This window comes from Candidatus Binataceae bacterium (assembly GCA_035508495.1).
Lineage (GTDB): Bacteria > Desulfobacterota > Binatia > Binatales > Binataceae > JASHPB01.
This window is the reverse complement of sequence record DATJMX010000077.1, coordinates 73,392-96,902: the sequence shown is the minus strand read 5'-3', so window position 1 is coordinate 96,902 and position 23,511 is coordinate 73,392. Positions and strand designations below refer to the sequence as shown.

Below are 23,511 nucleotides of genomic sequence, written 5' to 3'. Positions count from 1 at the left end.
GTCGGACTAGACCGTTGGTGACGACGCCGGCGGCTCGCCCGGTTCCGACGCTGCCGGGCCGCGGGCTTTGTAGCCGCATTCCTTGTTGGCGCACTGCAATGTGACGCCGTCGCGCTTGGTGACTTTCTCGGTAATATACGGTGCGCCGCATTGCGGGCACGGCTGCGCGATTACCTTGTCCCAGCTCGCGAACTTGCACTTCGGATAGCGGCCGCATCCGTAGAACAGCTTGCCGCGCCGGCTGCGACGCTCGAGGATCTCACCCTCTTTGCATTCGGGGCACGCGACTCCCGTCTTCACCGGGTCGGCCTTGAGCCGCTTGATTCCGTCGCAGTCCGGATAGCCCGAGCATCCGAGAAACTCGCCGAAGCGCGAGCGCCGCATCACCATCGGCTTGCCGCACTTCTCGCAGGTCTCGTCGGTGAGCGCCGGCGCGCTGGCCTCGCGAATCTTGATATTGCCCTGCTCGTCGCGGCCGAACTCGCTGGTCGTCGTGCAGTCGGGATAGTTGGAGCAGGCGAGGAACTCGCCGTTGCGGCCCCACTTGATAACCATCTCGCCGCCGTCGGTCGGGCACTTGATGCCGGTGGGGAGGCCCTTGCGCTTGACCTCCGGCATCTTCTCTTTGGCGTGCCCGAGCTGTTCCTCGAACGGACCGTAGAAGGACTTGAGCGTCTGCACCCAGCCCTGGGTCCCTTCTTCGACCTGGTCGAGGTTTTCTTCCATCTGCGCGGTGAAGCCACTCTCGACGATGTTCGGAAATGCCGCCGTCAGCATGTCGCAGACGACCCGCCCGAGCGATGTCGGACGCAGCCGCTTGCTCTCATCTTCCTCGACGTATTCCCGCAGGATGCTGGTGATGATCGTGGCGTAGGTGGACGGCCGCCCGATGCCGCGTTCTTCGAGCTCCTTGATGAGCGTGGCTTGAGTATAGCGCGGCGGAGGCTGCGTGAAGTGCTGCTCTGGTTCGAGTCCCAGCAGCTTGAGGATCTCGCCCTCGGCCAGAAGTGGCAGCGTGCCGTCCTCGTCCTCGGCGGCGTCGTCCTGGCCCTCGATATACACCCGCATGAAACCGTCGAACTTCATCACCTGGCCGGTGGCGCGAAAGATCGTGTCGTCGGCGGATTCGATATCGACCGTGGTACGATCATAAACCGCTGGCGTCATCTGGCTCGAAACGAAGCGGTTCCAAATCAGCGTGTAGAGCGCGAGTTCGTCCTTGCCGAGGTAACGCGCCATCGATTCGGGGTCGCGCTCGACGGCGGTCGGGCGGATAGCCTCGTGCGCGCCCTGAGCCTGCTTGCCGGACTTGTAGAAGTTCGGCTTCTCGGGGAGGTACTTCGCGCCGTAGCGATCATTAATATTGGCGCGGACCGATTCGAGCGCCGCGTCGGAAACGCGCGGCGAATCAGTACGCATATAGGTGATAAGGCCGACCGCGCCCTGGTCGCCCAGCTCGATGCCCTCGTAAAGCCGCTGCGCCACCTGCATCGTCTTGCGCGGCGAGAAGTACAGCCGGCGCGAGGCCTCCTGCTGGAGGCGCGAAGTGATGAACGGCGGCGCTGGAGTCCGGCGGACTTCCTTGCGCTCGATGCTCTTGATCTTGAACGGAGCGTACTCGACTGCGGCGATGATCGCGCGCGCCTCGGCCTCGGGCATCTTGTAGTTCTTGTTGTCGATGCGCTGGTCTTTGTGGCTGAAGAGGCGCGCCTTGAAGGCAGGAGGATTCGCGCCTTGCAGGTTCGCATCGAGGGTCCAGTATTCCTCGGCGCGAAACGCCTCACGTTCGCGCTCGCGCTCTACAACGATTCTGAGGGCAGGAGACTGAACGCGGCCGGCGCTGATGCCGCGCTTTACCTTGTCCCAGAGCAAAGGGCTTATCTTGTAGCCGACCAGCCGATCGAGCACGCGTCGCGCCTGCTGCGCATCGTAGAGATGCTCGTTCAGGGTCGTCGGATTCGCGACCGCCGCTTTGACCGCCGATTGCGTAATCTCGTGCAGCAGGATGCGATGCACCTGCGCTTTGGTCTTTCCGAGCTTGTCGCGGATGTGCCAGGCGATCGCCTCTCCTTCGCGATCAGGGTCGGTCGCGAGATAGATGTGGTCCTTGCCTTTGGCCGCGCCCTTGATTTCGTCGAGTACCTTGGTCTTGCCCGGGATGACGTGGTACTCGGGCTTGAAATCGTGTTCGATATCGACGCCGAGCTTGCTCTTTGGCAGGTCCATGACGTGGCCGACCGAGGGCGTGACGACATAGTTTGCCCCCAAGTAGCGCTTTATCGTCTTGGCCTTGGCCGGCGATTCAACGATGACGAGGTTCTTAGCCAATAGCTAGGTGCCTCCGGTTCTGGTTCGCGGCTCGGCTGACTCCCGGGCCGCTTCCCATCCTGCACAAATCACGCGAGTGAGAAAAGCTTGCCCGGATGTTGGGCGACGAGGCCGCGAAGCTCAAGTTCGAGTAACAACCTAAGCACGATCTGCGTCTTGAGCGCTGTAGCTTCAATAATCGAATCAACATGAAGTCTTTCATCATGCTTCAGAGCCTCAAGGATAAGTTTAGCCTCATCAACAGTGTTTTGCTCCGATTCGGTTTGCGAATTGCCGCCGCTTTTTTCAGTCTTTTCGCGCTTTGCCGAGCTCGGCTGCGGTATAGACAGCATCTTTGGACCGAGCGCGAGCTGCGGCGCCAGCTCCTCGATTACATCTTCTACACATTCTACGAGTTTCGCGCCTTCTTTTAAAAGTCGATTACTACCGCGCGCCTTGCCGCTTACCGGGCTGCCCGGCACAGCGAAGACCTGACGATCCTGCTCCAACGCCATCCGCGCCGATATAAGCGAGCCGCTTTTTTCAGCAGCCTCGACGACAACCACTCCCAAGGCGAGGCCCGAGAGAATCCGGTTGCGGGTCGGGAAGTTCTCGGCCAGCGGTTGGGTGCCAACCGGCAGCTCCGACATCAATGCGCCGCCTTTTTCGATGATCGCCTCGGCGAGCTTGCGATGCTCTGCGGGATAGATCACGTCGATTCCGCATCCCATGACCGCGATCGTTCTGCCGCCCGCGTCCAGCGCACCCTGATGCGCCTCGCCATCGATTCCGCGCGCAAGGCCGCTCACGACAGTGAAACCCTTGGCCGCGAGCTCGAAGCCGAGTCGCTGTGCCATCCGACGGCCGCCGTCGCTTGCGGCTCGCGCGCCAACGATCGCGACGCAATGCGAATCGGTCAGCGGCGCATCGCCGCGCACGAACAGGAACGGCGGAGGATCGGCGATGTGCTTTAGATTCGGCGGATATTCCGGATCGGTCCAACGCACCAGCCTTGCCCCGATTCGCGGCAACTCGCAGAGCTGCTTCTCGGCGAGGGTGAAATCCCGAAACTGGCTGACGTTGTAGGCAGTCTGCCGGGGCACGCCGATAGCAGCAATATCGCTAGCGCTGGCCTCGAATGCCCGCTCGGGAGTGCCGAACTTTTCAAGTATCAATCGATAAATGCGCGCTCCGACTCCGTTCACCTGGCGAAGCGCGATCCAGCATGCGTCAGCCGATTGCATCCGCTAATACCGCTTAGGACGCGGTCCCCCTTTTCCGAAACAAATACCTAGCTAAATCGTACTACTACAATAAGAACCTCTTAACGCCAACAGGCAACTATAAAAGCGCTGTTTGTGGTGATTTTCTTGACCACCGATGCCGAATCACATAACTTGGCCGCAACAATCCCTCCGCGGCCCACTCAATCTGGGCCAAACTATTTCAACAATCGCTGACCGAGGGACGGGTTGGCCAGGGACGGAGCAGAAGTAATTGATGGATTCGAACGGACTGTCAGCGGCCGAGAAGCAAATCGTAATTTTCAGCTTTTATCGCGACGCCGAACTTCGCGGGGCGCGTTTGCTTTTCAACCTTCTCGGCCGTCTGAAGGGCGGTGAAGCCCAGCTCAAGATGGCCGCGCACCTCGCCGACGAGACTCGTCATGCGTTCCTGTGGACCAAGCGGATCTCTGATCTCGGCGGCGCTCCAGTCGTTATAGATGACGGCTATCAGCGCCGGCTCGGCCTTCGCACCGGCGTTCCCAAGACTCTTATCGACCTGCTCGCTCTGACCGTTGTGGTCGAGGAGCGCGCGCAGAGCCGCTACAACGCGCACATGGCGCTGCCCAACGTCGATCCCGAAACGATGGAAGTGCTGAAGGCCGTAACCAAGGACGAATCGTGGCATCTCTCGTGGATCGAGAAAGAGCTGCGCGATATCGCCAAGGCTGAAGGCAAGGAAGAGACGGCCGACGAAGCGCTCGAGCGCTACCGCAGGATCGATCGCGAAGTCTTCGCGACGCTCGCGGCCGACGAAGCCGCGCTGATGCGCTCCTAGAGCAACTCCCAAAAATTCGGACTCGAAAATGATTCAGGCGGCGCGCCGCGCCTGATTTATCGCTGCGTTGAGTTCCGCGCGCATCACCGCTGCGGCTTCGGCAGCCGCCTCGCCGGGTTTTGCTCCCGCTTTGTTCAGATATGCGTACATCAGGCCACGACTGGAATTGACAACGATGCCGGTTCCATCGGGCCGCGCCGCCGCGACCGCGTCCGCCGCGGACGCGCCCTGCGTGCCATAGCCGGGAACGAGAATCGTCGCATTGGGCATCAGCTCGCGAGCGCGTCGCGCCTGCACCGGATAAGTCGCGCCCACAACCGCGCCGACGGCGGAGAGACCGCTCTGACCGATATGATCGCCGCCCCATCCGTTGACGCGCGCCGCGACCACCTCCCACATCGTGCGCTCACCGCTCTGCACATCCTGGAACTCGCCTGACGACGGATTCGAGGTTTTGACCAAAACGAACAGGCCACGCCCGCGCGGGACGCGCGCTATAAATGGCATCGTCGCGTCGCTGCCCTGGTAGGGATTCACCGTCACGGCATCAGCCGCGAAGTCGCCGTCGCCGAGGAACGCCTCCGCGTATGCCGCCGAGGTCGTACCAATATCGCCGCGCTTGGCGTCCGCGATCGTGACGAGACCAAGCCGCCGCGCGAGTTTGAGAACTTCAACGTACGCACGCATGCCTTCGAGGCCGCGCGCTTCGAAGAACGCGAGCTGCGGTTTGATCGCTGCGATGTGCGGCGCGCATGCCTCGACAATCTCGCAGCAGTAACTCGCGAGCGAATAGCCTGCCGGCACACCGGGCGTGGTTTTCGTATCAAGCTGCGGATCAACGCCGAGAATCGCGAAAGAGTTCTTGCGGCGGATCTCCTCGGCCAGCCGGTCAGCGAAGTTCATCGAAATCATGATCGCACAGATGCATTCGGCGATCATCCCGCGCCGCAAAGCCCGCCCTTGCTGTGTCTTTGGCTGCCATCCAGTCTGTCATCTTGAGCGGAATCTGCGGAGTCGAAAAGCCTGCCCTGAGCGAAGTCGAAGGGATCTCGGAGGCCCCGAAGGGGCCGGTACCGGTCCCGACTCCGCAGGGACCACCGAGATCCTTCACTGCGCAGACTCCGTTCGGGATGACAGACTGGATGGCGGCCGGCGATTTCAGACACCAGACAGTACAGCTGCACAAAGAAAGAGGCGTTGCGTTTTTCAATTAGCCGCGGGCATTGTGGATTCGCACATGAACAGAATCACGATCATCACGAAGTTAAGAGCGATCGCGGCGATCGCGCCGGCGATCTTGATAGTGGTGGGCCTTGTGGTCGCGGGCGCCTTGTATGCCTTTGGCGAGGCGCCGCGCGCACTTTACGACAGTCAGTATTTAAGCGCGCGGGCGGCGGACGGCATGGAAGCCGCCCTCTTCAAGATGGATTGGGGTCGCACGCAGCAAGACGGCTCGCAGATCGTGCTCGACCAGCAGCGCCGCTTCGTCTCGTGGGTCGATACCGCGCGCGCTCACGCCGACTCGCAAGAGCAGATCGATAGCCTGCACAAGATCGCCGACGCATCCGTGCCGATCTTCGATTCGCTGCGCAAAGCCGCCCCCAACGACGACAGCGTCGAACCCGGGATGCGCAATCTCGAGGGGATGGTCGCGGACCTCATCAGCGCCGACGAAGCTTCGATCCTGGCTATGGTTTCGCGCGCCGAGTCGCTGGCGCGCGTCATGGTTATCGTCGCGATCGCAGGCGTGATCGTCGTACCCTGGATCTGCTTCGTCGTGTTTTACCGCACGAGCAGTGCGGCAGCCGCTCAACTTCGCGAGATTCGCGCCAACTTGAATATCCTCGACGAGCGCGGCGAGACGACTGCGCCCGAGCTTCGCAAGATCGACGACAGCCTTACGGCACTTGGCTTTCCGAAGCCCAATCCGATGCTCGCCGAGGAGTGAGAGCGCTCAGCGTGTGAACTCCGGCATCACTTCTTTCGCGAACATCTCGAGCGAATCGGGCATGAGGAAGTTCAGGAAAAAGTAGGTCATCCCGAGGTCTTCGATTCGCGATGCGATCTCGCGCTTGATGTCGTCGGGCGTGCCGACCATCACCTGCATCGAAGAGCGCACGGCCTCCATGTCGGTGAGTCCGACCGATTGCGCGGTCGCGGCCGCCATCGCATCGACGGTCGCGCGGTCCTTCGCCATCAGCACGATAGCCGCGCCTGAAAGCTCGAGCGCGTCGGGCGAGCGCCCGGCGGCCTTGAGAAATTCGCGTGTCAGCGCCAGCCGATTCTTTGCCCTTACGCGATCGAACGCTAACGCGCGGTTGACGTCGACCGAACCGGTAGTTATCGGCGGATTGAGGTTCAGGATATCGCCCTCCTGCGCCGCGACTTCGAGAATTCGCCTGCCTCCGCCGCCGATCAGAAGCGGTAGCGGCTTTTGCACGGGCTTCGGATCGCAGTAAGCCTTTTCGATCTTGAAGTAGCGGCCGTGGTGCGTCGGCTCTTCCTGCGTCCACATCGCCTTCAACACCTTGATTCCGTCGGCCATCTGCTCGATTCGTTCGGCGTTCGACGGATACGAAAAGTTGTAGGCGTCGTACTCTTCCTTGAACCATCCGGCGCCGATTCCCGCCGTCAAACGCCCGCGGCTCAGGTTATCGAGCGACGCCATCGTCTTGGCGAGCAGCGCCGGGTTTCGATACGACATCGAGGTGACAAGCGGCAACATCCTGATGGTGCTGGTTGTCGCGGCGACCGCGCTCAGCATCGTGAAGCATTCGTAATGCGGCGCGCGCGGATCTTCCATCAGCCCGCGCATAAAGAAATGATCGTCGATCGAAACCGAGTAGTAGCCGAGATCCTCGGCCCGCTTCGCAGTCGCGATCGTGGCGGCGGGATCGCCATTGGGAAGTCCAGCGTTAAACCTGATGGGACGCATGCGTTCTCCTGACATTCGTGTGAGCACCGCAGCCGCGGCGCAGAATGCGGTCAGGCTAACGCGCAGTTAGGTTTCACGAAATGGGAAATCTGCTCAGGTCTTGCGGCGAGGTCGAGATGACTTCACCGGTTTGCGCGTGAGCGGCTTTGCGACCGCGATCTTTTTCGGCTTGGCGGCACTCGCACCGCCGTCGGGCAGGATCACGTCGATGCTGCGCCACAGATACCACGCCGCCGCCGTCCGATACGGACGCCATCGCTCGGCGACTTTCATGACCTGCTTGCGCTTGGGCCGCTGACGCATCCGAAAAAGGCGCTTGATCCCGTTCTGCACGCCGAGATCGTCGGCCGGCATCACGTCGGGCCGCCCGAGGTTGAACATCAGGAACATCTCGGCCGTCCAGCGACCGATTCCTTTGACGCGCGTGAGGTCGGCGATGATCTCGTCATCGGTCATCGTCGGGAAGCGATGAAAATTCAGCGTGCCGTCGCGCAGATGGCCCGCTAGATCGCGAATGTATAGCGCTTTCTTTTCGGAGAGCCCGACGCTGCGGAGCTTTTCGATTGGCGTCGCGATCACCTGCTCGGGGGTGGGGAATTCGGTGTCGGGATAAAGTCCGGTGAAACGATTGTAGATCGCAGTCGCCGCGGCCCCTGCGAGCTGCTGAAAGATGATCGCGCGGCAGAGCGCCGGGAATCGCTCGGGCCGCGGGATGATCTTAACCGGACCGACGCTTTCAATTACTTGCGCCAGGACCGGATCATTCTTGCTAAGATGCCGTCGGGCGGCGCGCGCGTATGGAACGGTTTTCTCGGTCATTGCGATCGCGCAGAATCTGACACGCGGACGCGCACCACGCAATGTCGACCAAGCACGCTGATGACTTATGAGCGACGATAGTCGGCTCCCGATGAAGGCCGAAAATCTGCGCGAGGGTATTCACCTCGGGCCGGTCTTCTACATCATCGACGCCGACCAGGTGAAACGCTTCACCACGGCACTCCGTGATCCGAATCCCGCGTTCGATCCTGCGCGCGACGAGCACGCTTTCGTCCCGCCCACGATGCGCCTGCAGGACTACGCGCTCCTCATCGCCACCCAGTTCAAGGGCGGCAAAGGGGGAGTGCACGCCAAGCACTGGTGCGAGTTTCACGCGCCGATGCGGGTCGGGCAGGCGATTCGCGCCGAGGGCACGATCACCGCTACGTTTCGAAAACGCGGCAAGTTCTATTTCACGCTCGAGTACGAGCAGCACGATGCGGCGAGCGGCGAGCTGCTGATGCGGCAGGCGATCACGTCGGTGCTGCTGAACGAAAAGGGAGAAATGAAATGAGCGGCACGCATGCGATCGCGGTCGGTGATCAACGAACCTCGCAACCGTACCTGCTCGACGCCGATGCGGCCGAGGCATACGGACGCGCGCTCGATTCGCCGCGTCGGCGGCGCCCACCCAAGAACATTCACAGTGATCCGGATGCCGCCGCCAAGGCGGGATTCACGGCGCCGATCGCGGCCGGAGAGCAAACCGTCGCGGTAATCGGGCAGTTCCTCGCGGCCGAGTTCGGGATGCGGTTTCTGCGCGGCGGCCGCATCGACGTATCGCTCACGCTGCCCGTTCTGTACGGCGATACACTGGTGTCGCACGCGCTCGCCGATCGCGAAGACGCAGAACTTCTCCATTTGAAAATCTGGGTCGAGAATCAGAGCGGCGATCGCGTGCTCGAGGGAACCGCGACGCTAAGGCGCGACGCGTGAGCACGGCCGCGCAAAGCGGCGCGCCCGCGGCATCGATTCCCACGCCGATCTGGCGGCGCGCGATTCCATACGCCGGCACGCTGCTCATCTTCGTGCTCATTTTCTGGCGCATCCCGCTGCGCAAGGTGGGCGAGGCGCTCACCGATGTTCCGGTCTTTGGGTTCCTCGGGCTCTTCCTGCCGTACTCGCTCTTCTACTTCGTGATCGATTCGGCGTGTCTGACCTGGGTCGTCCATCGCTTCAACGCGCCGATGCGCTATCGCGACATCCTGCCGATACGCGCCAGCATGTACCTGCTCGCGATGATCAATACGAACCTCGGCCAGGGCGGCGTCGCATACTACCTCTATCGCAAGGCCGGGATCACATTTCTCGCGGCGCTGAGCTCGATCCTGTTCATCGCGCTTTTGGAGATTTACCAGCTCTTCATGTTCTCGACGCTGGGAGTGATTTTCTACACGCCCCGCGCCGGCACGCAGACCGAGATCGTGAGTATCCTGCGGGTCGCGTACATCATCGCATGGGCCGGACTCTTCGCGCTGATGGCGTTTTTCGCGCTCGCGCGACGGCGCGAATCGATTCGCACGTGGCTCGCAACGAGCCGCGCGGGCGCGATCATCGCGACCTTCGTCGAAGCACGGCCGCTCGACTACCTGACTGTGCTCGTTATCAAATCGCCGACGTTTCTCGCATCGGTGGTCATCCAGTACTTCGCGCTCGCGATGTACGGAATCACGGTACCGTTCATAAAGCTGTTGCTCTTTCTGCCGCTCGTGTTCCTCGCCGCGGCGCTGCCGATCGCGGTCGCGCACCTCGGCACCAGTCAGGCGGCGTGGCTGCTCTTCTTCTCAGGCAATGCGCCGGATGCGAGGATCCTCGCCTACAGCCTCGCCGCCCACTTTACGTTCATGATTTGCAACGGCCTGATCGGTCTGATGTTCCTGCCGCGCGCCAGCCGCGAATTGACTGCCGCTGGCGCCACAGCGGCGAGCTGACTTAGACCGAAACGCCAAGCAGGGGAAACCCTTCGCGACGAGCGGCCTCAGCGAGGCGTACGTCAAAGGTCACGAATTGCAGCAATGCTGCATTGCCAGCCGCAGCAAAGCGAAAATCGGTGAGCTGCGCAACGGTCCGCTAATCATTCGCACTGCTTCGGTGGAGCGACACTGTCACGCGCTCGAAACGGGAGGGGCGCATCGGATTCAATACGTAATCGTTCACCCATGGTTGACGGATCGCGTACGAAACCGGGTAGTAGAGAAAAACCCAAGGCGCGTCCGCGACTGCGATTTTCTCCGCTTGGTCGTAGATTGCGTAGCGCTGCGGCAGATCAGTAACGTCCTTCGCCTCGTCGATCAGCCGCTGGAAGTCGGCGTTGTAGTAGAAGCTGTCGTTGTTCGAGCCCCACTGGTCGCGCGATAAAAGCGCGTTGAGAAAGTTTTCCGGGTCGGGGAAGTCCGCTTCCCATCCGCTCATGAACGCCTGCGCCGTATGCGGCTCACGGACGGCCTCGAGGAACGGCCCCCATGCCACCGGCTTCAAGTCCGCATGCACTCCAACTTCGGCGAGGTCCTGCTGCACCGATTGACCGAGCATCAGGAGGGTAGGATCGGCGCGCATCCAGAGTTCGAAGCTGAAACCGCCGCCGAGGCCGGCCTGCTCGAGCAGCGCGCGCGCTTTGCCCGGATCGTGATCGTAGCCCGCCAGTTTTGGATCAAAGCCGGGCAGATTCGGCGGCATCACGCCGTGCGCGACGAGGCCGCGTCCGTTGAGCAGCGCGATCAGCTTCTGGCGATCGATCTCATAGCTCATCGCCTGCCGCACGCGGACATCGGTGAAAGGCCGCATCTGGCAGTTCATCCCCAGATATCGTGTTGTCACCGTGGCCTTGTGCAGGGTGAGCGCGCGCAGGCGCGGCGTTTTCATCACGTACGGAAACTCGGCGGGGGGAATATCGGAGACCACATCGAGATCGCCGGCCTCGTAGCGAAACCATTGCAGGTCGCTGGTCACGCCGAGCGAATCGACGATCGCGTCGAGACGCGGCAGCCCCTTCTCGAAGTAATAAGGATTGCGCACCAGCACGAGCCGCTCGCCGCTCAACCATTGCTTCAACATGAAGGCGCCGCTGCCGACGGCGTGGCGCGAAAAATCATCGCCCCACTTGAGCGCCTCCTCGCGTGGCACGGCCGACGCAAACGGCATCGCAATCTTGTGGGGGAAAATCGGATCGGGCTTCGCGAGATGAAATATGACGGTCCACGCGTCGGGCGTTTCGATGCCGTTCACGTGCGCGACACGATGAGCCGCGAAATCATCCGCGCCCACGATGCCGCGGTAGTACTCCATCCCCCGCGAGCGCGTCGCGGGATCGAGCACGCGCTCGATCCCAAAGCGAAAGTCATCGCTCGTGACCGTGCGCCCGTTCGAGAAGCGCGCATCGCGACGCAGATGAAAGGTGAACGTTTGCGCATCGGGCGCGGCTTCCCACGAGGTCGCGAGATCCGGCTCGAGGTCGATATTGTCATCGCCGTAGCGCAGCAGCGTGTCGAAAATCGCCTGCTCGAAGGTCCACGAGACGGTGTCGTAGCCCAACGCGGGATCGAGTGTCGGAATATCGTCCGAGTCCGCGATTTGCAGCACCATCGCATGCGGCGGCAGATCGAGCGGCGGCGGCCCCGAATGACATCCTGTTAACGCGAATGCCGCAATCGCCAGCGCGCCGACTATCTCTGCGCGCGTCGTCATTGTCCGCGCCGCTGCAGAATGCCGTAGCCGAAGAGGTTGAATCCGAGCACCGCGTAAAAGATCGCCAGACCCGGAAAGGTTGCGAGCCAGGGCGCGGTGCGAAAGTAAATCGTCGCCTCTTCGATCATGCGGCCCCAGCTCGGCGCGGGCGGCGGGATACCGAGACCGAGAAAACTAAGCGCCGCTTCGAGCAGGAGCGTGCTCGACACTCCAAGCGAGGCCATCACGATGATTATCGGCATCACATTCGGCAGCACGTGGCGTCCGATCATGCGATACGACGAAGCGCCCAGCGCGCCGGAAGCGACTACGAAATCGCGCTTCACCATCGTCAATGTTTCGGCGCGCACGACGCGCGCCACCTGCGTCCACGTCACGAGGCCAATGACGATCAGGATCGAGGTGAGGCTCGGACGCAGAACTGTCACGAACGCCATCGCCAGCAGCAGCACCGGTAACGAGAGCATCACATCGGTGAAGCGCATCAGTACAAGGTCAGTGCGGCCGCCGAAGAATCCCGACGCTAGTCCGATGACGACGCCAATCGTCATCGTCATCGCGGTCGCGACGATCCCGACGATCATCGAAATACGCGCGCCGTATATAATTCGCGACAACACGTCGCGCCCCAGCTGATCGGTTCCCATCGGAAATGTCCAGGACGGGGCACCGGGATCGCCATAGGTCGCAGCCACCGCCCGCGTCGGATCATGAGGCGCGAGCCACGGCGCGAAGATCGCAACTACCAGAAGGCTCACGACCATCGCAGCGCCGATCGTTTCGATTTTAAGACGCCGCGTCATCCGGTGCCGGCCAGCGTGATGCGCGGATCGAGCCAGACATAGAGCAAATCGACGGCGAAGTTCGCGATGACGATCAGAAACGCCGAGAACAGCACCGTGCCCATGATGAGCGGGATGTCGAGGTTGAAGACCGCTTCGTAGGCGAGGCGGCCGATCCCCGGCCAGTTGAAAACCGTCTCCGTCATCACGACGCCCGACAGCATCGAGGCGAGATCGAGTCCCGCGAGCGTCACCAGCGGCAGCAGCGCGTTCGCCATCCCGTGCTTGACTACGACCATCGCGCGCGAGAGCCCCTTGCTGCGCGCGGTGCGGATGAAATCGCGATCCAGGGCGTCGGTCAGGTTGGTATGCAGAATCCGCGAGTAGTAGCCCGCCGAGCCGAGCGCCAGCGTGATCGTCGGCAGCACCAGGCTGCGCGCGCCGCTGAAACCGCCGAGCGGAAACGATCGCAGGTAGAGTCCGCCCGCGACCAGCAGCATCGTGCCGAGCCAGAACACCGGTATCGAAACGAGCGCGAGCGAGATGAAAAGCAACAGATTGTCAAGTGTGCGGCCGCGATTGGCCGCCGCGATCACGCCCATCGCGATGCCGAGCACGAGTGACAACACGAATGCGCACAGCGCGAGGATCGCCGTCGCAGGAAGCCGTTCTTCGATCAGTGCCGTGACGTTTTCGCGCCGGATGTAGGAGCGGCCGAGGTCGCCGTGAATCGCGCGATCGAGATACAGCGCGTACTGCACGTAGATCGGCCGGTCGAGCCCCATCTCGCGCCGAATCGTCGCGAGCGTTTGTGGATCGGCCTTCGCGCCTGCGAGCGTGACTGCGGGATCGGCTGGGACAACGAACGCGATCGCGAACGTGATGAGAGTTGTGCCGATCAGAACGACGAGGCCGAATGCGATCCTGCGCGCGAGGTAGGCGAGCATCGATCAGCCCGCCAGGATTTTGCGCGCGAGCAGTTCGCGATTCAGCTTGAGCATCGCGCGCTCGCGATGCCGCCGGGTCGCGGGATCGTCCGCATCGTTCAGAACCGCCTCACGCTCGATTGTCGAGAGCGGCGCGAGCGCGTCGGTCATTGTAGCGACGAGCTTTTCATCGTCCGGCGAATGCGATGCTTTGAGCGCGTGAAGGTGCGCGAGAAATGCTTCCACCGATGAGTACGTGCGCGTCTTCATGCTCAACCCGCGGCCGCGCCGAGCGGCGAGATTGCAAGACCGATGAGATAGCCAATCGCCGCCGCGCCGAGCGCGATCAGCATAAAGCGCAGGCCTCCCGGCCAGCGTGACTCGCGATGCGCCAGCCATCCCGCGAAATATCCGACGCCGAACAGCACGACCGCCGTGGCCAGGAGCGCGCCGCCGAGGTCGTAGCGCTGATGCGGAATCAGCATGTACGGCAGCAGCGGCACCAGTGCGCCGACCACGAACGCGAATCCCATCACAAGGCCGTCGAGAATCGGATTGCTCATGAAGTCTTTGCCGAGACCGTACATCTTGATCTCGGCGGTCGAGGTGAGCGCTTCCTGCGACGAGCTCAGCAGCTTGACGATTCGATATGACGCCTCGCGGCTGAGACCTTCCTTGGCGAACTCCTGCAGCAGACCTTCTTGCATCACGTAAGGCTGCTTGGCGGTTTCCTCGCGCACGCGATCAAGCTCGGCCTTCATGACCTCGACTTCGGCGCGCGTTCCGAGGTATGCGCCCGCACCCATCGAGAGCGCGCCGGCGGCGGTCGAGGCGAGCGCTGCCAGCGCGACCTGCGAATGCGACGAAACGGCGCCGCTCAGGCCGCACAGCACTCCGGCTGTCGTGAGCACTCCATCCTGTACGCCGAAGACGACTTCGCGCACGCTCGACAGCCGCTCGAAGAGCCGCTTCTGTTCTTTAGGATCGACGGCGGCCAAGGGCGTTTAGAACTTTCGATCGCTGGGGCCGAAATCCATGCCGGGTTTCCATTCCGCGGGGCACATGTGGCCGCTGCGAATCGCCTGCACCACGCGCAACGTCTCGCTCACACTGCGTCCAACGTTGATTGGGCACGCGCTCACGTACATCACGTTGCGCTTGGCGTCGAGGATGAAGGTCGCGCGCATCGCGACCTTCTCCGCTTCGTCGAAGATGCCGAATGCGCGCGCCAGCTTGCCGTCCTCGTCGGCGAGCATCGGGAATCCGACCCCGCCGAGCTCGCGCGCCCATTCGAGGTGACTCTGCACGCTATCGACACTGACGGCGATGACGTCGGTTTTCTCAGCGGCGAAATCCTTGAGCGCCTTGTTGAAGCCCACTACTTCGGTCGGGCAGATAAACGAAAAATCGCGCGGGTAGAAAAAGAGCACGATCATCTCGGCGCTTATCGCCGCAAGCTTGAGCCGCGTTATCTTGCCGTCAACGGCGCATGGCAGATCGAACGGCGGCGCTGCGTCACCGGGTTTTAGCATCGTGAATATCCAATCACGGTCGCGGCTCGATGGCGATTGGCAGCGCTACTCGATTTCATAGGTGAGCGTCACCGACGCGGAGACGCTGACCTGCCCGGGCTCGACCGGAGTCGGCGCCGACATTTTCGCCATCGCCATCATCGGACGCTCCATCCGAATCGGCTGCGGCTCCGAGACCGTCGTCGCCTTGACGATTTTGCCGAGCTTGACGCCGAGCGCGTCGGCGAGCGCCTGGGCCTGCTCGCGCGCATCGTGGGTCGCCATCGTAATCGCCTTCGCACGCGCGTCGGCATCGTTCTTGAGCGAGAAGTTGAGGTAGTTGACGCTGTTCGCGCCCGCGCCGATCGCGGCATCGATCAGCTCGCCCACCAAGTCGAGCTGTCCCGTTTCGACCGTGATCGAATTTTGCGCGGTGTATCCAACGATGGACGGGTGCTCGCGGCCCGGTCGCTGATCGTACTCGGGATTCAACGAATAGCCGCCAGTAGAGACGGTGCCCTTGTCACCCAGCTTGGACTTGAGCGCGGCAACGACCTTCGACGCGAGGTCGGCATTCGCGCCCGATGCTTGCGCGGCCGTGCGGCCGGTAGTCTGGATCGCGAGGTTGAGCGAAGCGGTGTCGGGTGTGGCCTGCGCTTCGCCGCTGCCATCAACGACGATAGTTCGTGTCGCCGCCGAGTCCGAATCCGCAGCACGCGCAGCGACCGGAATTATCAGCATCAGACAGACGAGGATGAGGGCCTTGGTTCGCATCGCCAGTTCCTCCGCATCGGCGCACCGCGCGCATTGATTCGGAGCGATTTTATCCGGAGACTGGACCAATTGACGATAGTGAACAACTGAAATGGCCGACAAAACCGACGAAAAGAAAGTTACCCCTCGCAGCCAGGACTTCGCCGCCTGGTACAACGACATCATCCTGAAGGCGGAGCTGGCCGATTACTCGCCGGTGCGCGGATGCATGGTGATCCGGCCCGACGGCTTCGGCATGTGGGAAGCGCTGCGCGACGAGCTCGATCGGCGCATCAAGCGCACGGGCGCGCGCAACGCCTACTTCCCGCTCTTCATCCCGCAAAGTTTTTTGCAGAAGGAAGCGGAGCACGTCGAGGGGTTCGCTCCCGAGCTCGCCGTGGTCACGCATGGCGGCGGCAAGGAGCTCGAGGAGCCGCTGGTGGTGCGGCCGACGTCGGAAACGATCATCAATCACATGTTCGCGCAGTGGATTCGGTCGCATCGCGATTTGCCGCTGATGGTGAATCAGTGGTGCAACGTCGTGCGATGGGAAATGCGCACGCGGCTGTTCCTGCGCACCAGCGAATTCCTGTGGCAGGAAGGGCACACGGCCCACACGACGCGCGAGGAAGCCGAGCGCGAGACGCTCACGATGCTGGAAGTCTATCGCTCATTCGTCGAAGAGTTTCTCGCGATCCCGCTGGTCTTTGGACGCAAGAGCGCCGCCCAGCGGTTTCCCGGCGCGGTTGAAACCTACGCGATCGAGGGTTTGATGGGCGATGGGCGCGCGCTGCAATGCGGCACCTCGCACTTCCTCGGCCAGAATTTTGCCAAGGCGTTCGAGACGCGCTACCTCGACGACTCCAACCAGCTTCAGCTCGTATGGCAGACGAGCTGGGGTGTTTCGACACGGCTCATTGGCGCGATCATCATGGCGCACGGCGACGACCAGGGACTTCGCCTGCCGCCCAACGTTGCGTCAACGCAGGCTGTAGTCGTTCCCATCTGGCGCAAAGCCGATGAGGGCGACAAGGTGCTCGGCGCCGCACGCGCCGCGTTCGAGGCGCTCGAGAAGGCCGGCATCCGCGCGCGGCTCGATACGCGCGAAGGCGTAACTCCCGGTTTCAAGTTCAACGACTGGGAGATGCGCGGCGTGCCGATCAGAATCGAAATCGGCCCGCGCGACGTGGCCTCCGGCGAAGCAGTGCTAGCGCGCCGCGACAAGTCGGGCCCTGAGGCAAAAACCAAGGCCTCACTGGCCGGTATCGAAGGACACGTGCAGAAACTGCTCGGCGAGATCCAGCAGAGTCTCTTCGCCCAGGCCAAAGCCGCCAGCGATTCGAACACGCGCGAGTTCAGCGACTACGAATCGCTCAAGAAACAGATGGAAGGTGAGGGTGGCGGAGGCTTCGCCGTCGTCTATTGGTGCGAAAATCCTGCCTGCGAAGAGAAGATTCGCGTCGATACCAGGGCGACCTGCCGCGTGATTGGGCTGAATCAGAATGTCGCCTCCGGCAAGTGTATCGTGTGCGGCGAATCGGCCGCCGAGCGCGCGCACTTCGCTAAAGCTTACTAGCGTGGACGGCTGCGGCGGCTCGCGCTAAGAAGCGGATACGGAGGTCATTCGCCATGAGCACGCCGCAGATCGATCTTTATACCGCCTCGACTCCCAACGGTTGGAAAGTTTCGGTGTTTCTCGAGGAAGTCGGGCTGCCGTACAACGTGCGCCGGATTGATCTGACAAAGGGTGAACAGAAGACACCCGAGTTCCTGAAGATCTGCCCCAACGGCCGCATCCCGGCGATCGTCGATCGCGGCAACGGTGATTTCGCCGTGTTCGAGACCGGCGCGATCCTGCTCTACCTCGCGCGCAAAACCGGCAAGCTCATGCCCAGGGACGAAAAGGGGATGTCGCGCGTCGAGCAGTGGCTGATGTTCCAGATGGCGGGGATCGGCCCGATGATGGGACAGGCCAACGTCTTCTATCGCTATTTTCCCGAGAAGCTTCCGGCCGCGATTCAGCGCTATCACAACGAATGCCGCCGGCTGTTCGAAGTGCTCAACGCGCAGCTCAAGGGCCGCGAGTACCTGTGCGATGAATACAGCATCGCGGACATCGCCAACTGGTGCTGGGTGCGAATCCACGAATGGACGGGAGTTAACGTCGAGGGGCTGAAGGATCTCCAGGCCTGGAACGCGCGGATGGCGGCGCGCCCGGGATGCCAGCGCGGAATCGCAGTTCCCGAGCCGCTCTCTTTCAAAGAACCGACGCCCGAGATGCTCGCGACCGCACAGAAGATCGTAACGCGCTGATGGAGTAACCGCGATGCTGGAATACCGCAGCTTCAAGGAAATAGTTGACCATCCCGGCCTGCGCATCGTGCTTGTCAAAGGCGTGCCGAGTCCGTGGGGCCAGGCGGCCAAGGCGATTTTCGAGGTCAAAGGCCTCGATTACGTCGCCGCGCCGTGGATCGCCGGCGAGCCCAACGAAGAAATCGTTGCGTGGGGTCATGAAGCCAGTGGTCCAATCGTCGCGTGGGCCAGGGAAAAGCCCATCCACCGATGGATCGACATCCTGTACCTGGCCGAACGTCTCGGGCCGCAGCCGGCGTTGATTCCCGCCGACGCGACCCAGCGCGCGTTGATGATCGGTCTCTCGCACGAGATCTGCGGCGAGATGGGAATCGGATGGAATCGGCGGCTGCAACTGTTCGCTCCCGCGATGAGTGCGGACAAACCTCCGGCGGGGATCGCGAGGATGGGCGGCAAGTACGGCTTCAACGAAGCCGATGTGAAAGCGGCCGGCGGGCGCACCGCGGAATCGCTGCGAGCGCTGACAGCTCAGCTCAAGGCGCAGTACGCGCGCGGCGCGAAATATTTCATAGGCGATTCGCTGAGCGCGCTCGATATTTACTGGACAGCGTTCGCCAATCTTCTCGATCCGCTCGCGAAGGAGCACTGTCCGATGCCGGAAGGCCTCCGCGCCGGATTCACCGCGCAGGACCCGGTCGTGAAGGGGGCGCTCGATCCCGTTCTGCTCGAGCATCGCGATCGGATCTTCAAAGCCCACTTCCGCGATCCGATGGAGCTGTAGAAACGACCGCTACGGCAGAGAGCGCGAGTCGGAGGCTATCTGCAGGCGCCATCCGTCGATTGGCGTGCCGCTTACTTTCAGATTCGTAGCGAAAAAGCGCAGCCGATCCGTGTCCACACCGGAGGCATCCTGCGCGCGCTGCCGCAGGTAATAGGGCGGGATCGTCTGGTAATAGAGCGTGGCACGAATCGAGGCCGCGCGGCGCAGCTTCGGCGTCAGCGGAATGCGGTAGGCGATAGTGTTGGAGCCTGAGCTGCTGGCCGCCGTGTAATCGGGATCGTTGGCGGCGCCGCCAATCGGGCCTGTTTCGGCGGCATCGGGTCCATTGACCGACCATCCTTGCGGCTGCAGCCGGTTTTCCTTCACCTTTCGATCGAGGCTTAGAAAACTGGTAGTCAGCAACCCTTGCGGATCGGTTACCAGTTCCTCGTAGATTTGCACCTGGTCGGGGCGCGTGATCGGATTTCCTTTCCAGAAGTGCGGCTGGAATCTTTGCTGGAAAAGCGAGAAAAACTCGGTCGCGAGCGGTTGGCCGTTTGCGTCAACGATCACGCCGTCCGGCGACGTATCGCCCGATGCCCACAGTTCGTTGCCGTTGGCATCGAGCACCTGGAAATTCACGAAGGCGCGCCGAAATCCCACGCCCGAAGGAAAACCATGACCGGCCAGGTTCGTCACCGTCACGTCGGCGCTGAGCGTCGATCCTGAAATTGCGGCCGTCAGCACCTTGACGATCGCAGTCCGATTGCTCGCCTGGTCGATGCTTTCCGAGATCGCCGTGTCGAGCCCGGAGATCGTCTGGGCCGCGTCGAACGGGATGTAGGGATCCTGATCGTATAGGCCAAGCTGGTTGCGGAACTGAGAGAACATCTCGAGCGCGAAAACATTGTTGCCGAGCAACGCATGACGGGCGTAGGGCTGCTGCGTTTGCATCGTGATATCGGCGGCGGGTGCGAGGAACGGCACTTCGGGAAAAGTCACATCCTCGATATTCGCGATCTTGAATGCGAGCTGCGGATTGGGATTCAGCGGATCGCCGTGGAACTCCGAGGGCATGTGGCAGGTCTGGCATGGAACGCCGGCACGGTAGCGGCTGTTCTCCCATTCGAGATAAGTCGCCTGCTCGACAAATGTCTTCGGCTTTCCTTTGTCTGCGACTTGGCGGCCGAACACGTCGTACACCGGCAGGATGATCGTATGACACGAACCGCACATCGCGGGATCCTGCGTTGAGGTGCCAAACTTCGGCGTCGCGCCAATCGCACTGTCCATCGGATACGCGGTCACGTCGACGAAGGGTCCATAGACCTCATTGGCCGGACCCAGGTTGAAATTGCCGGTGAACGTGGAAGGATCGCCCAGTCCCTGCGATGAGATGTGATGGCATACGGCGCACGAAATTCCATCGCGCGCGAGCGCACCGTACTTCGAGGTGGTGTTGTTCAGCTCATCGCGTGTGAGCATCGCGCTGGGACCTTTGTCGATCTGCAACTGCCGCTGTCCCATCGCGCCATGGCAGTGCAGGCACATATTCTGCACGAACGCGCGCCCGCTCGCTTGCCCGCGGATATTGGCATGAACAGTTGACTCGGAGTTAAGCTGCGAAAAGAAAATCGGATCGCGTCCGGCCAGACCCATCATCGAGAAACGCCACTCGCCGTATTCCGACAGGTTCGCCTGCGGATGCGCCGGGTCGGGCCACATCATGTTCGGCAGATCGGAGCGAAATAGCGTAATCGTCGCATCGTGACACGGTGCGCATTGGTTCGAGGTCATGAACTCGCTCGGACCGACCGGCTTGCCGGTCGATACCACGTGGTCGAGCGATTCCGCCGGCATGCAGGCCGCGGTGCTGAGCGGCAGCAGCGGCAATCCCGGATAGACAAGGCTCGCGATCTTGGTGTTGCGCGGCGCGAGCGATGCGGCGATCGCGCCCGGGTCCGCCATCACCGTTGCCTGATGCACGAAGAACGGCGCTGAGCCAGCGCCACGCGTTTGCGGCGGATCGGCCACGTGCTCGGTGCTGGAGAATGTGCCTTGCAGCTCCGCCGCGGAGCCGTGGCAGTTCATGCAGGTGAGGCCGAATCCCGTGAATCGCTGCTCAGGCTTGCCGCACGGTGGACTGGGTGGCTGAATTTGCGCGGGCTTCAGCAGGTCCGCCCAATACCATCCGTCCCACGCGCCCGACTGGTCTTTGACCATCACGGTCCATCCCAGGAGCGGAGCCGTGAGAGTCTTGAACTGTTCCTTGACGACGATAGCGCCGTCAGGAATTTGCGCCGCGCGATCACCGGCAGTCATCCAGGTCCAGAGCGCCGGCGAGTACCAGACCTTCACGAACGGATGTAGTCCGTTGGTGGTCCGCACCTGCGCATCGTGCTGCCAGTTGTCTTGCTGATAGCAGAGCGCATTGAGGTAGTTATCAAGGCGCGGTTCGAAATCGGGCGAGGTCGCGGCAGGAAGAGAGGCGCAGGGATCGCTGGCCGGAGCCGCAGCAGCGGGAAGTCGCGATGTCAGAATCGAGGTCAGCGCCAACGCCACAGCGATCGAGCGCCGCAAGAATGCTCCCATCCCTTCTGATGGCTCCTTTCGGATCCCGGATCGTTAAGTGATTTGCAATCAGCCAGACGATCGCAAACGCAAGCTATAGCTGAAAGTTCAGCGTCAGACGAGCTTATAACTGATCTTCATCGCGCGGCGTACTTCTTCCATCGTTTCCTGCGCGAGTGCGCGGCCCTTGCGCGTGCCTTCGAGCACGATATCGCGAACATCGTTGCGGCGCACGGCAAACTCGGCGCGCCGAGAGCGGATCGGCTCGAGGAATTCGTTGAGCGCCTTGAAGAGTCGCTCCTTCACTTCGACATCGCCGACGGTGCCCTTGGTATACCGATCTTTCAGCTCTTCGACCTCGGCTTTATCCGGATTGAAAACGTCATGGTAGGTGAAGACCGGATTGCCCTCGACGTGGCCGGGATCGGTCGGATGAATCCGGGTCGGGTCCGTGAACATCGACATCACGCGCTTGCGGACGAGCTCCGGCGAATCGCCCAGATAAATGCAGTTGCCGAGCGTCTTCGACATCTTGGCGCCGCCGTCGGTGCCCGGCAGCCGCGCGACCTCGCCGAGCATCGCCCGAGGCTCGATCAACACTTTGTCATACAGACGATTGAAGCGGCGCACGATCTCGCGCGTCTGCTCGATCATCGGCAACTGATCCTCGCCGACCGGCACCAGGTGCGCTTTGAAGATCGTGATGTCGGCGGCCTGTGAGATTGGATAGGTGTAAAAGCCGACCGGCAGCCCCTTGGTGAAATTCTTCTGCTGGATTTCCGCCTTCAGCGTCGGATTGCGCTCGAGCGTCGCCGTCGTCACGAGGTTCAGAAAATAGATCGTGAGCTCGGTCAGCTCCGGCACCATCGACTGCACGACGATCTTGACCTTGTTCGGATCGAGCCCGACCGCCAGGTAATCGAGCGCCACCTCCATGATGTTGCCTTCGAGTTTCTCGGGATGCTCGAAGTTGTCGGTCAGCGCCTGCACGTCGGCAATCAAAATGTAGGTATCGTATTCATCCTGCAATTTGACGCGATTCTGCAAGGATCCGACATAGTGGCCGAGATGAAGCGGGCCTGTGGGGCGATCGCCGGTGAGAATGGTCTTTTGCATCAGGCAAACAGCGCACGCAAAGTTGCGAGATTTTCCACGTCCTCGTGGAGGTCGGGGCTCTTGTCGGTTTCAAGACACATCGGGATTCCGGCAAACCGCTTGTCGTTCAGGAGTCGGCGAAACGCGTCGAGACCAAGATAGCCCTTGCCGATATGCTGATGCCGATCGACGCGCGAGTGAAACGGTTTCAGCGAATCGTTCAGATGAAACGCGGCCACGCGCTCCAGGCCGACGTGCTCATCGAGCTCGGCGAAGGTGCGATCGTAACCTTCCTCGGTCCTGAGATCGTAGCCTGCGGCGAACGCGTGCTCGGTGTCGAAACAAAGTTGCAGGCGCTCGTTTTGTTTCACCGCGTCGAAGATGCGGCCGAGCTGTGCAAACGAATGACCGAGCACACTGCCCTGTCCCGCCGTGATTTCGAGTGCGACCCTGGTCTTGAAGCCTTTGCAGGACGCATGCGCCTGGTTGATCGACTTCGCGATCGTCTTGATACCCGCTTCCTCGCCCGAGCCGACGTGCGCGCCCGGATGCGCGATCAGAATCGGGATGCCCAGCAGCTCGCAGCGTTCGATTTCATCGACGAACCCATCGACCGATTTTTTGCGCAGCGCGTCGTCGGGCGCGCCGAGATTCAGCAAGTATGAATCGTGCGCGACCACGCTGGTAATCCCGGTTTCGCGCTGATTGCGTTTGAAGGTCGCAACCTCGGCTTCGCTGAGCGGCTTTGAGGCCCACTGCCGCGACGACTTGGTGAAAATCTGGATGCAGTCGCATCCGACCTGCTGGCCGCGGGTCAGCGCATTGCCGACCTCGCCGGCGATCGACATATGGGCGCCCAGTAGCGGTCGTTGCAGTGATGTTTTGGCGCTTGGCATCCGAGATCGCGGCGCGCAGCCTGGTTCGCGGCGCCGGCCCCTCGCGATTTTATATATGAAGGTCCGGCCGAAGCGAGAAGGCGCGCTTGCTCGGTTCC

General features: G+C 61.9%; 23 protein-coding genes. 8 read left to right on the top strand and 15 right to left on the bottom strand.

Annotated features, from left to right (window positions below; translation table 11 throughout):
- Nucleotides 1–6: 6 nt before the first annotated feature.
- Together topA and dprA are read right to left on the bottom strand one after the other, a co-directional pair.
- The gene (gene topA, locus VMA09_22640; protein ID HUA36421.1) at nucleotides 7–2,328 is read right to left on the bottom strand and encodes a type I DNA topoisomerase; all 2,322 of its coding nucleotides are present in this window, start codon (nucleotides 2,326–2,328) and stop codon (nucleotides 7–9) included.
- Between the two features lie 68 nt (nucleotides 2,329–2,396).
- Nucleotides 2,397–3,551, bottom strand: a complete 1,155-nt coding sequence (dprA, locus tag VMA09_22635) for a DNA-processing protein DprA (protein HUA36420.1) — start codon at nucleotides 3,549–3,551, stop codon at nucleotides 2,397–2,399.
- A 256-nt stretch (nucleotides 3,552–3,807) separates the two neighbouring features.
- Between dprA and VMA09_22630 the strand changes: the two genes are divergently transcribed.
- Nucleotides 3,808–4,368, top strand: a complete 561-nt coding sequence (locus VMA09_22630; protein ID HUA36419.1) for a ferritin-like domain-containing protein — start codon at nucleotides 3,808–3,810, stop codon at nucleotides 4,366–4,368.
- A gap of 33 nt (nucleotides 4,369–4,401) precedes the next feature.
- Here VMA09_22630 and pyrF read toward each other — a convergent pair whose 3' ends face one another.
- Nucleotides 4,402–5,271 (bottom strand): orotidine-5'-phosphate decarboxylase, encoded by an 870-nt coding sequence (gene pyrF / locus VMA09_22625; protein ID HUA36418.1) that lies wholly within the window; start codon nucleotides 5,269–5,271, stop codon nucleotides 4,402–4,404.
- 334 nt (nucleotides 5,272–5,605) lie between these two features.
- Between pyrF and VMA09_22620 the strand changes: the two genes are divergently transcribed.
- Complete coding sequence (locus VMA09_22620; protein HUA36417.1) at nucleotides 5,606–6,316, top strand: hypothetical protein; 711 nt, start codon at nucleotides 5,606–5,608, stop codon at nucleotides 6,314–6,316.
- A gap of 6 nt (nucleotides 6,317–6,322) precedes the next feature.
- On the opposite strand, the gene VMA09_22615 is transcribed toward VMA09_22620, so the two are convergent.
- Nucleotides 6,323–7,303, bottom strand: coding sequence for a TIGR03619 family F420-dependent LLM class oxidoreductase (locus VMA09_22615; protein ID HUA36416.1), 981 nt, complete (start codon nucleotides 7,301–7,303; stop codon nucleotides 6,323–6,325).
- 93 nt (nucleotides 7,304–7,396) lie between these two features.
- Nucleotides 7,397–8,122, bottom strand: coding sequence for a DNA-3-methyladenine glycosylase (locus VMA09_22610; GenBank protein ID HUA36415.1), 726 nt, complete (start codon nucleotides 8,120–8,122; stop codon nucleotides 7,397–7,399).
- A gap of 67 nt (nucleotides 8,123–8,189) precedes the next feature.
- Here VMA09_22610 and VMA09_22605 point away from each other — a divergent pair, with 67 nt between their 5' ends.
- The 3 genes from VMA09_22605 to VMA09_22595 are packed head-to-tail and all read left to right on the top strand — an operon-like array spanning nucleotide 8,190 to nucleotide 10,053.
- Nucleotides 8,190–8,636, top strand: coding sequence for a MaoC family dehydratase N-terminal domain-containing protein (locus VMA09_22605; GenBank protein HUA36414.1), 447 nt, complete (start codon nucleotides 8,190–8,192; stop codon nucleotides 8,634–8,636).
- A complete protein-coding gene (locus VMA09_22600) occupies nucleotides 8,633–9,058 on the top strand; it encodes a MaoC family dehydratase (GenBank protein HUA36413.1) in 426 nt (141 codons plus the stop codon). The genes VMA09_22605 and VMA09_22600 overlap by 4 nt, the downstream gene beginning before the upstream one ends.
- Nucleotides 9,055–10,053: a lysylphosphatidylglycerol synthase domain-containing protein gene (locus tag VMA09_22595; protein ID HUA36412.1), complete on the top strand. Its 999-nt coding sequence runs from the start codon at nucleotides 9,055–9,057 to the stop codon at nucleotides 10,051–10,053. The genes VMA09_22600 and VMA09_22595 overlap by 4 nt, the downstream gene beginning before the upstream one ends.
- A gap of 139 nt (nucleotides 10,054–10,192) precedes the next feature.
- On the opposite strand, the gene VMA09_22590 is transcribed toward VMA09_22595, so the two are convergent.
- From VMA09_22590 to VMA09_22560, 7 genes are read right to left on the bottom strand one after another with little or no spacing between them, the layout of a single operon-like run.
- Nucleotides 10,193–11,806, bottom strand: a complete 1,614-nt coding sequence (locus VMA09_22590; GenBank protein HUA36411.1) for an ABC transporter substrate-binding protein — start codon at nucleotides 11,804–11,806, stop codon at nucleotides 10,193–10,195.
- Nucleotides 11,803–12,609, bottom strand: a complete 807-nt coding sequence (locus VMA09_22585) for an ABC transporter permease (GenBank protein ID HUA36410.1) — start codon at nucleotides 12,607–12,609, stop codon at nucleotides 11,803–11,805. Before VMA09_22585 ends, VMA09_22590 begins: the two co-directional genes overlap by 4 nt.
- Nucleotides 12,606–13,535: an ABC transporter permease gene (locus VMA09_22580; protein ID HUA36409.1), complete on the bottom strand. Its 930-nt coding sequence runs from the start codon at nucleotides 13,533–13,535 to the stop codon at nucleotides 12,606–12,608. Before VMA09_22580 ends, VMA09_22585 begins: the two co-directional genes overlap by 4 nt.
- A 3-nt stretch (nucleotides 13,536–13,538) precedes the next feature.
- On the bottom strand, nucleotides 13,539–13,784 hold the full coding sequence (locus tag VMA09_22575; protein ID HUA36408.1) for a hypothetical protein: 246 nt from the start codon (nucleotides 13,782–13,784) through the stop codon (nucleotides 13,539–13,541).
- A gap of 2 nt (nucleotides 13,785–13,786) precedes the next feature.
- On the bottom strand, nucleotides 13,787–14,512 hold the full coding sequence (locus VMA09_22570) for a VIT1/CCC1 transporter family protein (GenBank protein HUA36407.1): 726 nt from the start codon (nucleotides 14,510–14,512) through the stop codon (nucleotides 13,787–13,789).
- 6 nt (nucleotides 14,513–14,518) lie between these two features.
- Complete coding sequence (locus VMA09_22565; GenBank protein ID HUA36406.1) at nucleotides 14,519–15,046, bottom strand: peroxiredoxin; 528 nt, start codon at nucleotides 15,044–15,046, stop codon at nucleotides 14,519–14,521.
- A gap of 45 nt (nucleotides 15,047–15,091) precedes the next feature.
- The gene (locus VMA09_22560) at nucleotides 15,092–15,799 is read right to left on the bottom strand and encodes an SIMPL domain-containing protein (protein ID HUA36405.1); all 708 of its coding nucleotides are present in this window, start codon (nucleotides 15,797–15,799) and stop codon (nucleotides 15,092–15,094) included.
- 91 nt (nucleotides 15,800–15,890) lie between these two features.
- On the opposite strand from VMA09_22560, the gene proS reads away from it, so the two are divergent.
- Genes proS through VMA09_22545 form a run of 3 tightly spaced genes read left to right on the top strand, consistent with a single transcriptional unit; the run spans nucleotide 15,891 to nucleotide 18,872 of the window.
- Nucleotides 15,891–17,354, top strand: coding sequence for a proline--tRNA ligase (gene proS, locus VMA09_22555; GenBank protein ID HUA36404.1), 1,464 nt, complete (start codon nucleotides 15,891–15,893; stop codon nucleotides 17,352–17,354).
- Between the two features lie 53 nt (nucleotides 17,355–17,407).
- Nucleotides 17,408–18,091, top strand: coding sequence for a glutathione binding-like protein (locus VMA09_22550; protein ID HUA36403.1), 684 nt, complete (start codon nucleotides 17,408–17,410; stop codon nucleotides 18,089–18,091).
- A gap of 13 nt (nucleotides 18,092–18,104) precedes the next feature.
- Nucleotides 18,105–18,872, top strand: coding sequence for a hypothetical protein (locus VMA09_22545; protein HUA36402.1), 768 nt, complete (start codon nucleotides 18,105–18,107; stop codon nucleotides 18,870–18,872).
- A gap of 9 nt (nucleotides 18,873–18,881) precedes the next feature.
- Here the strand turns inward: VMA09_22545 and VMA09_22540 are convergent, their stop codons facing one another.
- The 3 genes from VMA09_22540 to VMA09_22530 all read right to left on the bottom strand — a co-directional run bounded on the left by VMA09_22540 (nucleotide 18,882) and on the right by VMA09_22530 (nucleotide 23,413).
- Nucleotides 18,882–21,443: a hypothetical protein gene (locus tag VMA09_22540; protein HUA36401.1), complete on the bottom strand. Its 2,562-nt coding sequence runs from the start codon at nucleotides 21,441–21,443 to the stop codon at nucleotides 18,882–18,884.
- Nucleotides 21,444–21,536: 93 nt separating this feature from the next.
- Nucleotides 21,537–22,538 carry a tryptophan--tRNA ligase gene (gene trpS, locus VMA09_22535; GenBank protein HUA36400.1) on the bottom strand — a complete coding sequence of 334 codons (1,002 nt, stop codon included), beginning with the start codon at nucleotides 22,536–22,538 and terminating at the stop codon, nucleotides 21,537–21,539.
- Nucleotides 22,538–23,413 carry a deoxyribonuclease IV gene (locus VMA09_22530; GenBank protein ID HUA36399.1) on the bottom strand — a complete coding sequence of 292 codons (876 nt, stop codon included), beginning with the start codon at nucleotides 23,411–23,413 and terminating at the stop codon, nucleotides 22,538–22,540. Before VMA09_22530 ends, trpS begins: the two co-directional genes overlap by 1 nt.
- Nucleotides 23,414–23,511: the final 98 nt, after the last annotated feature.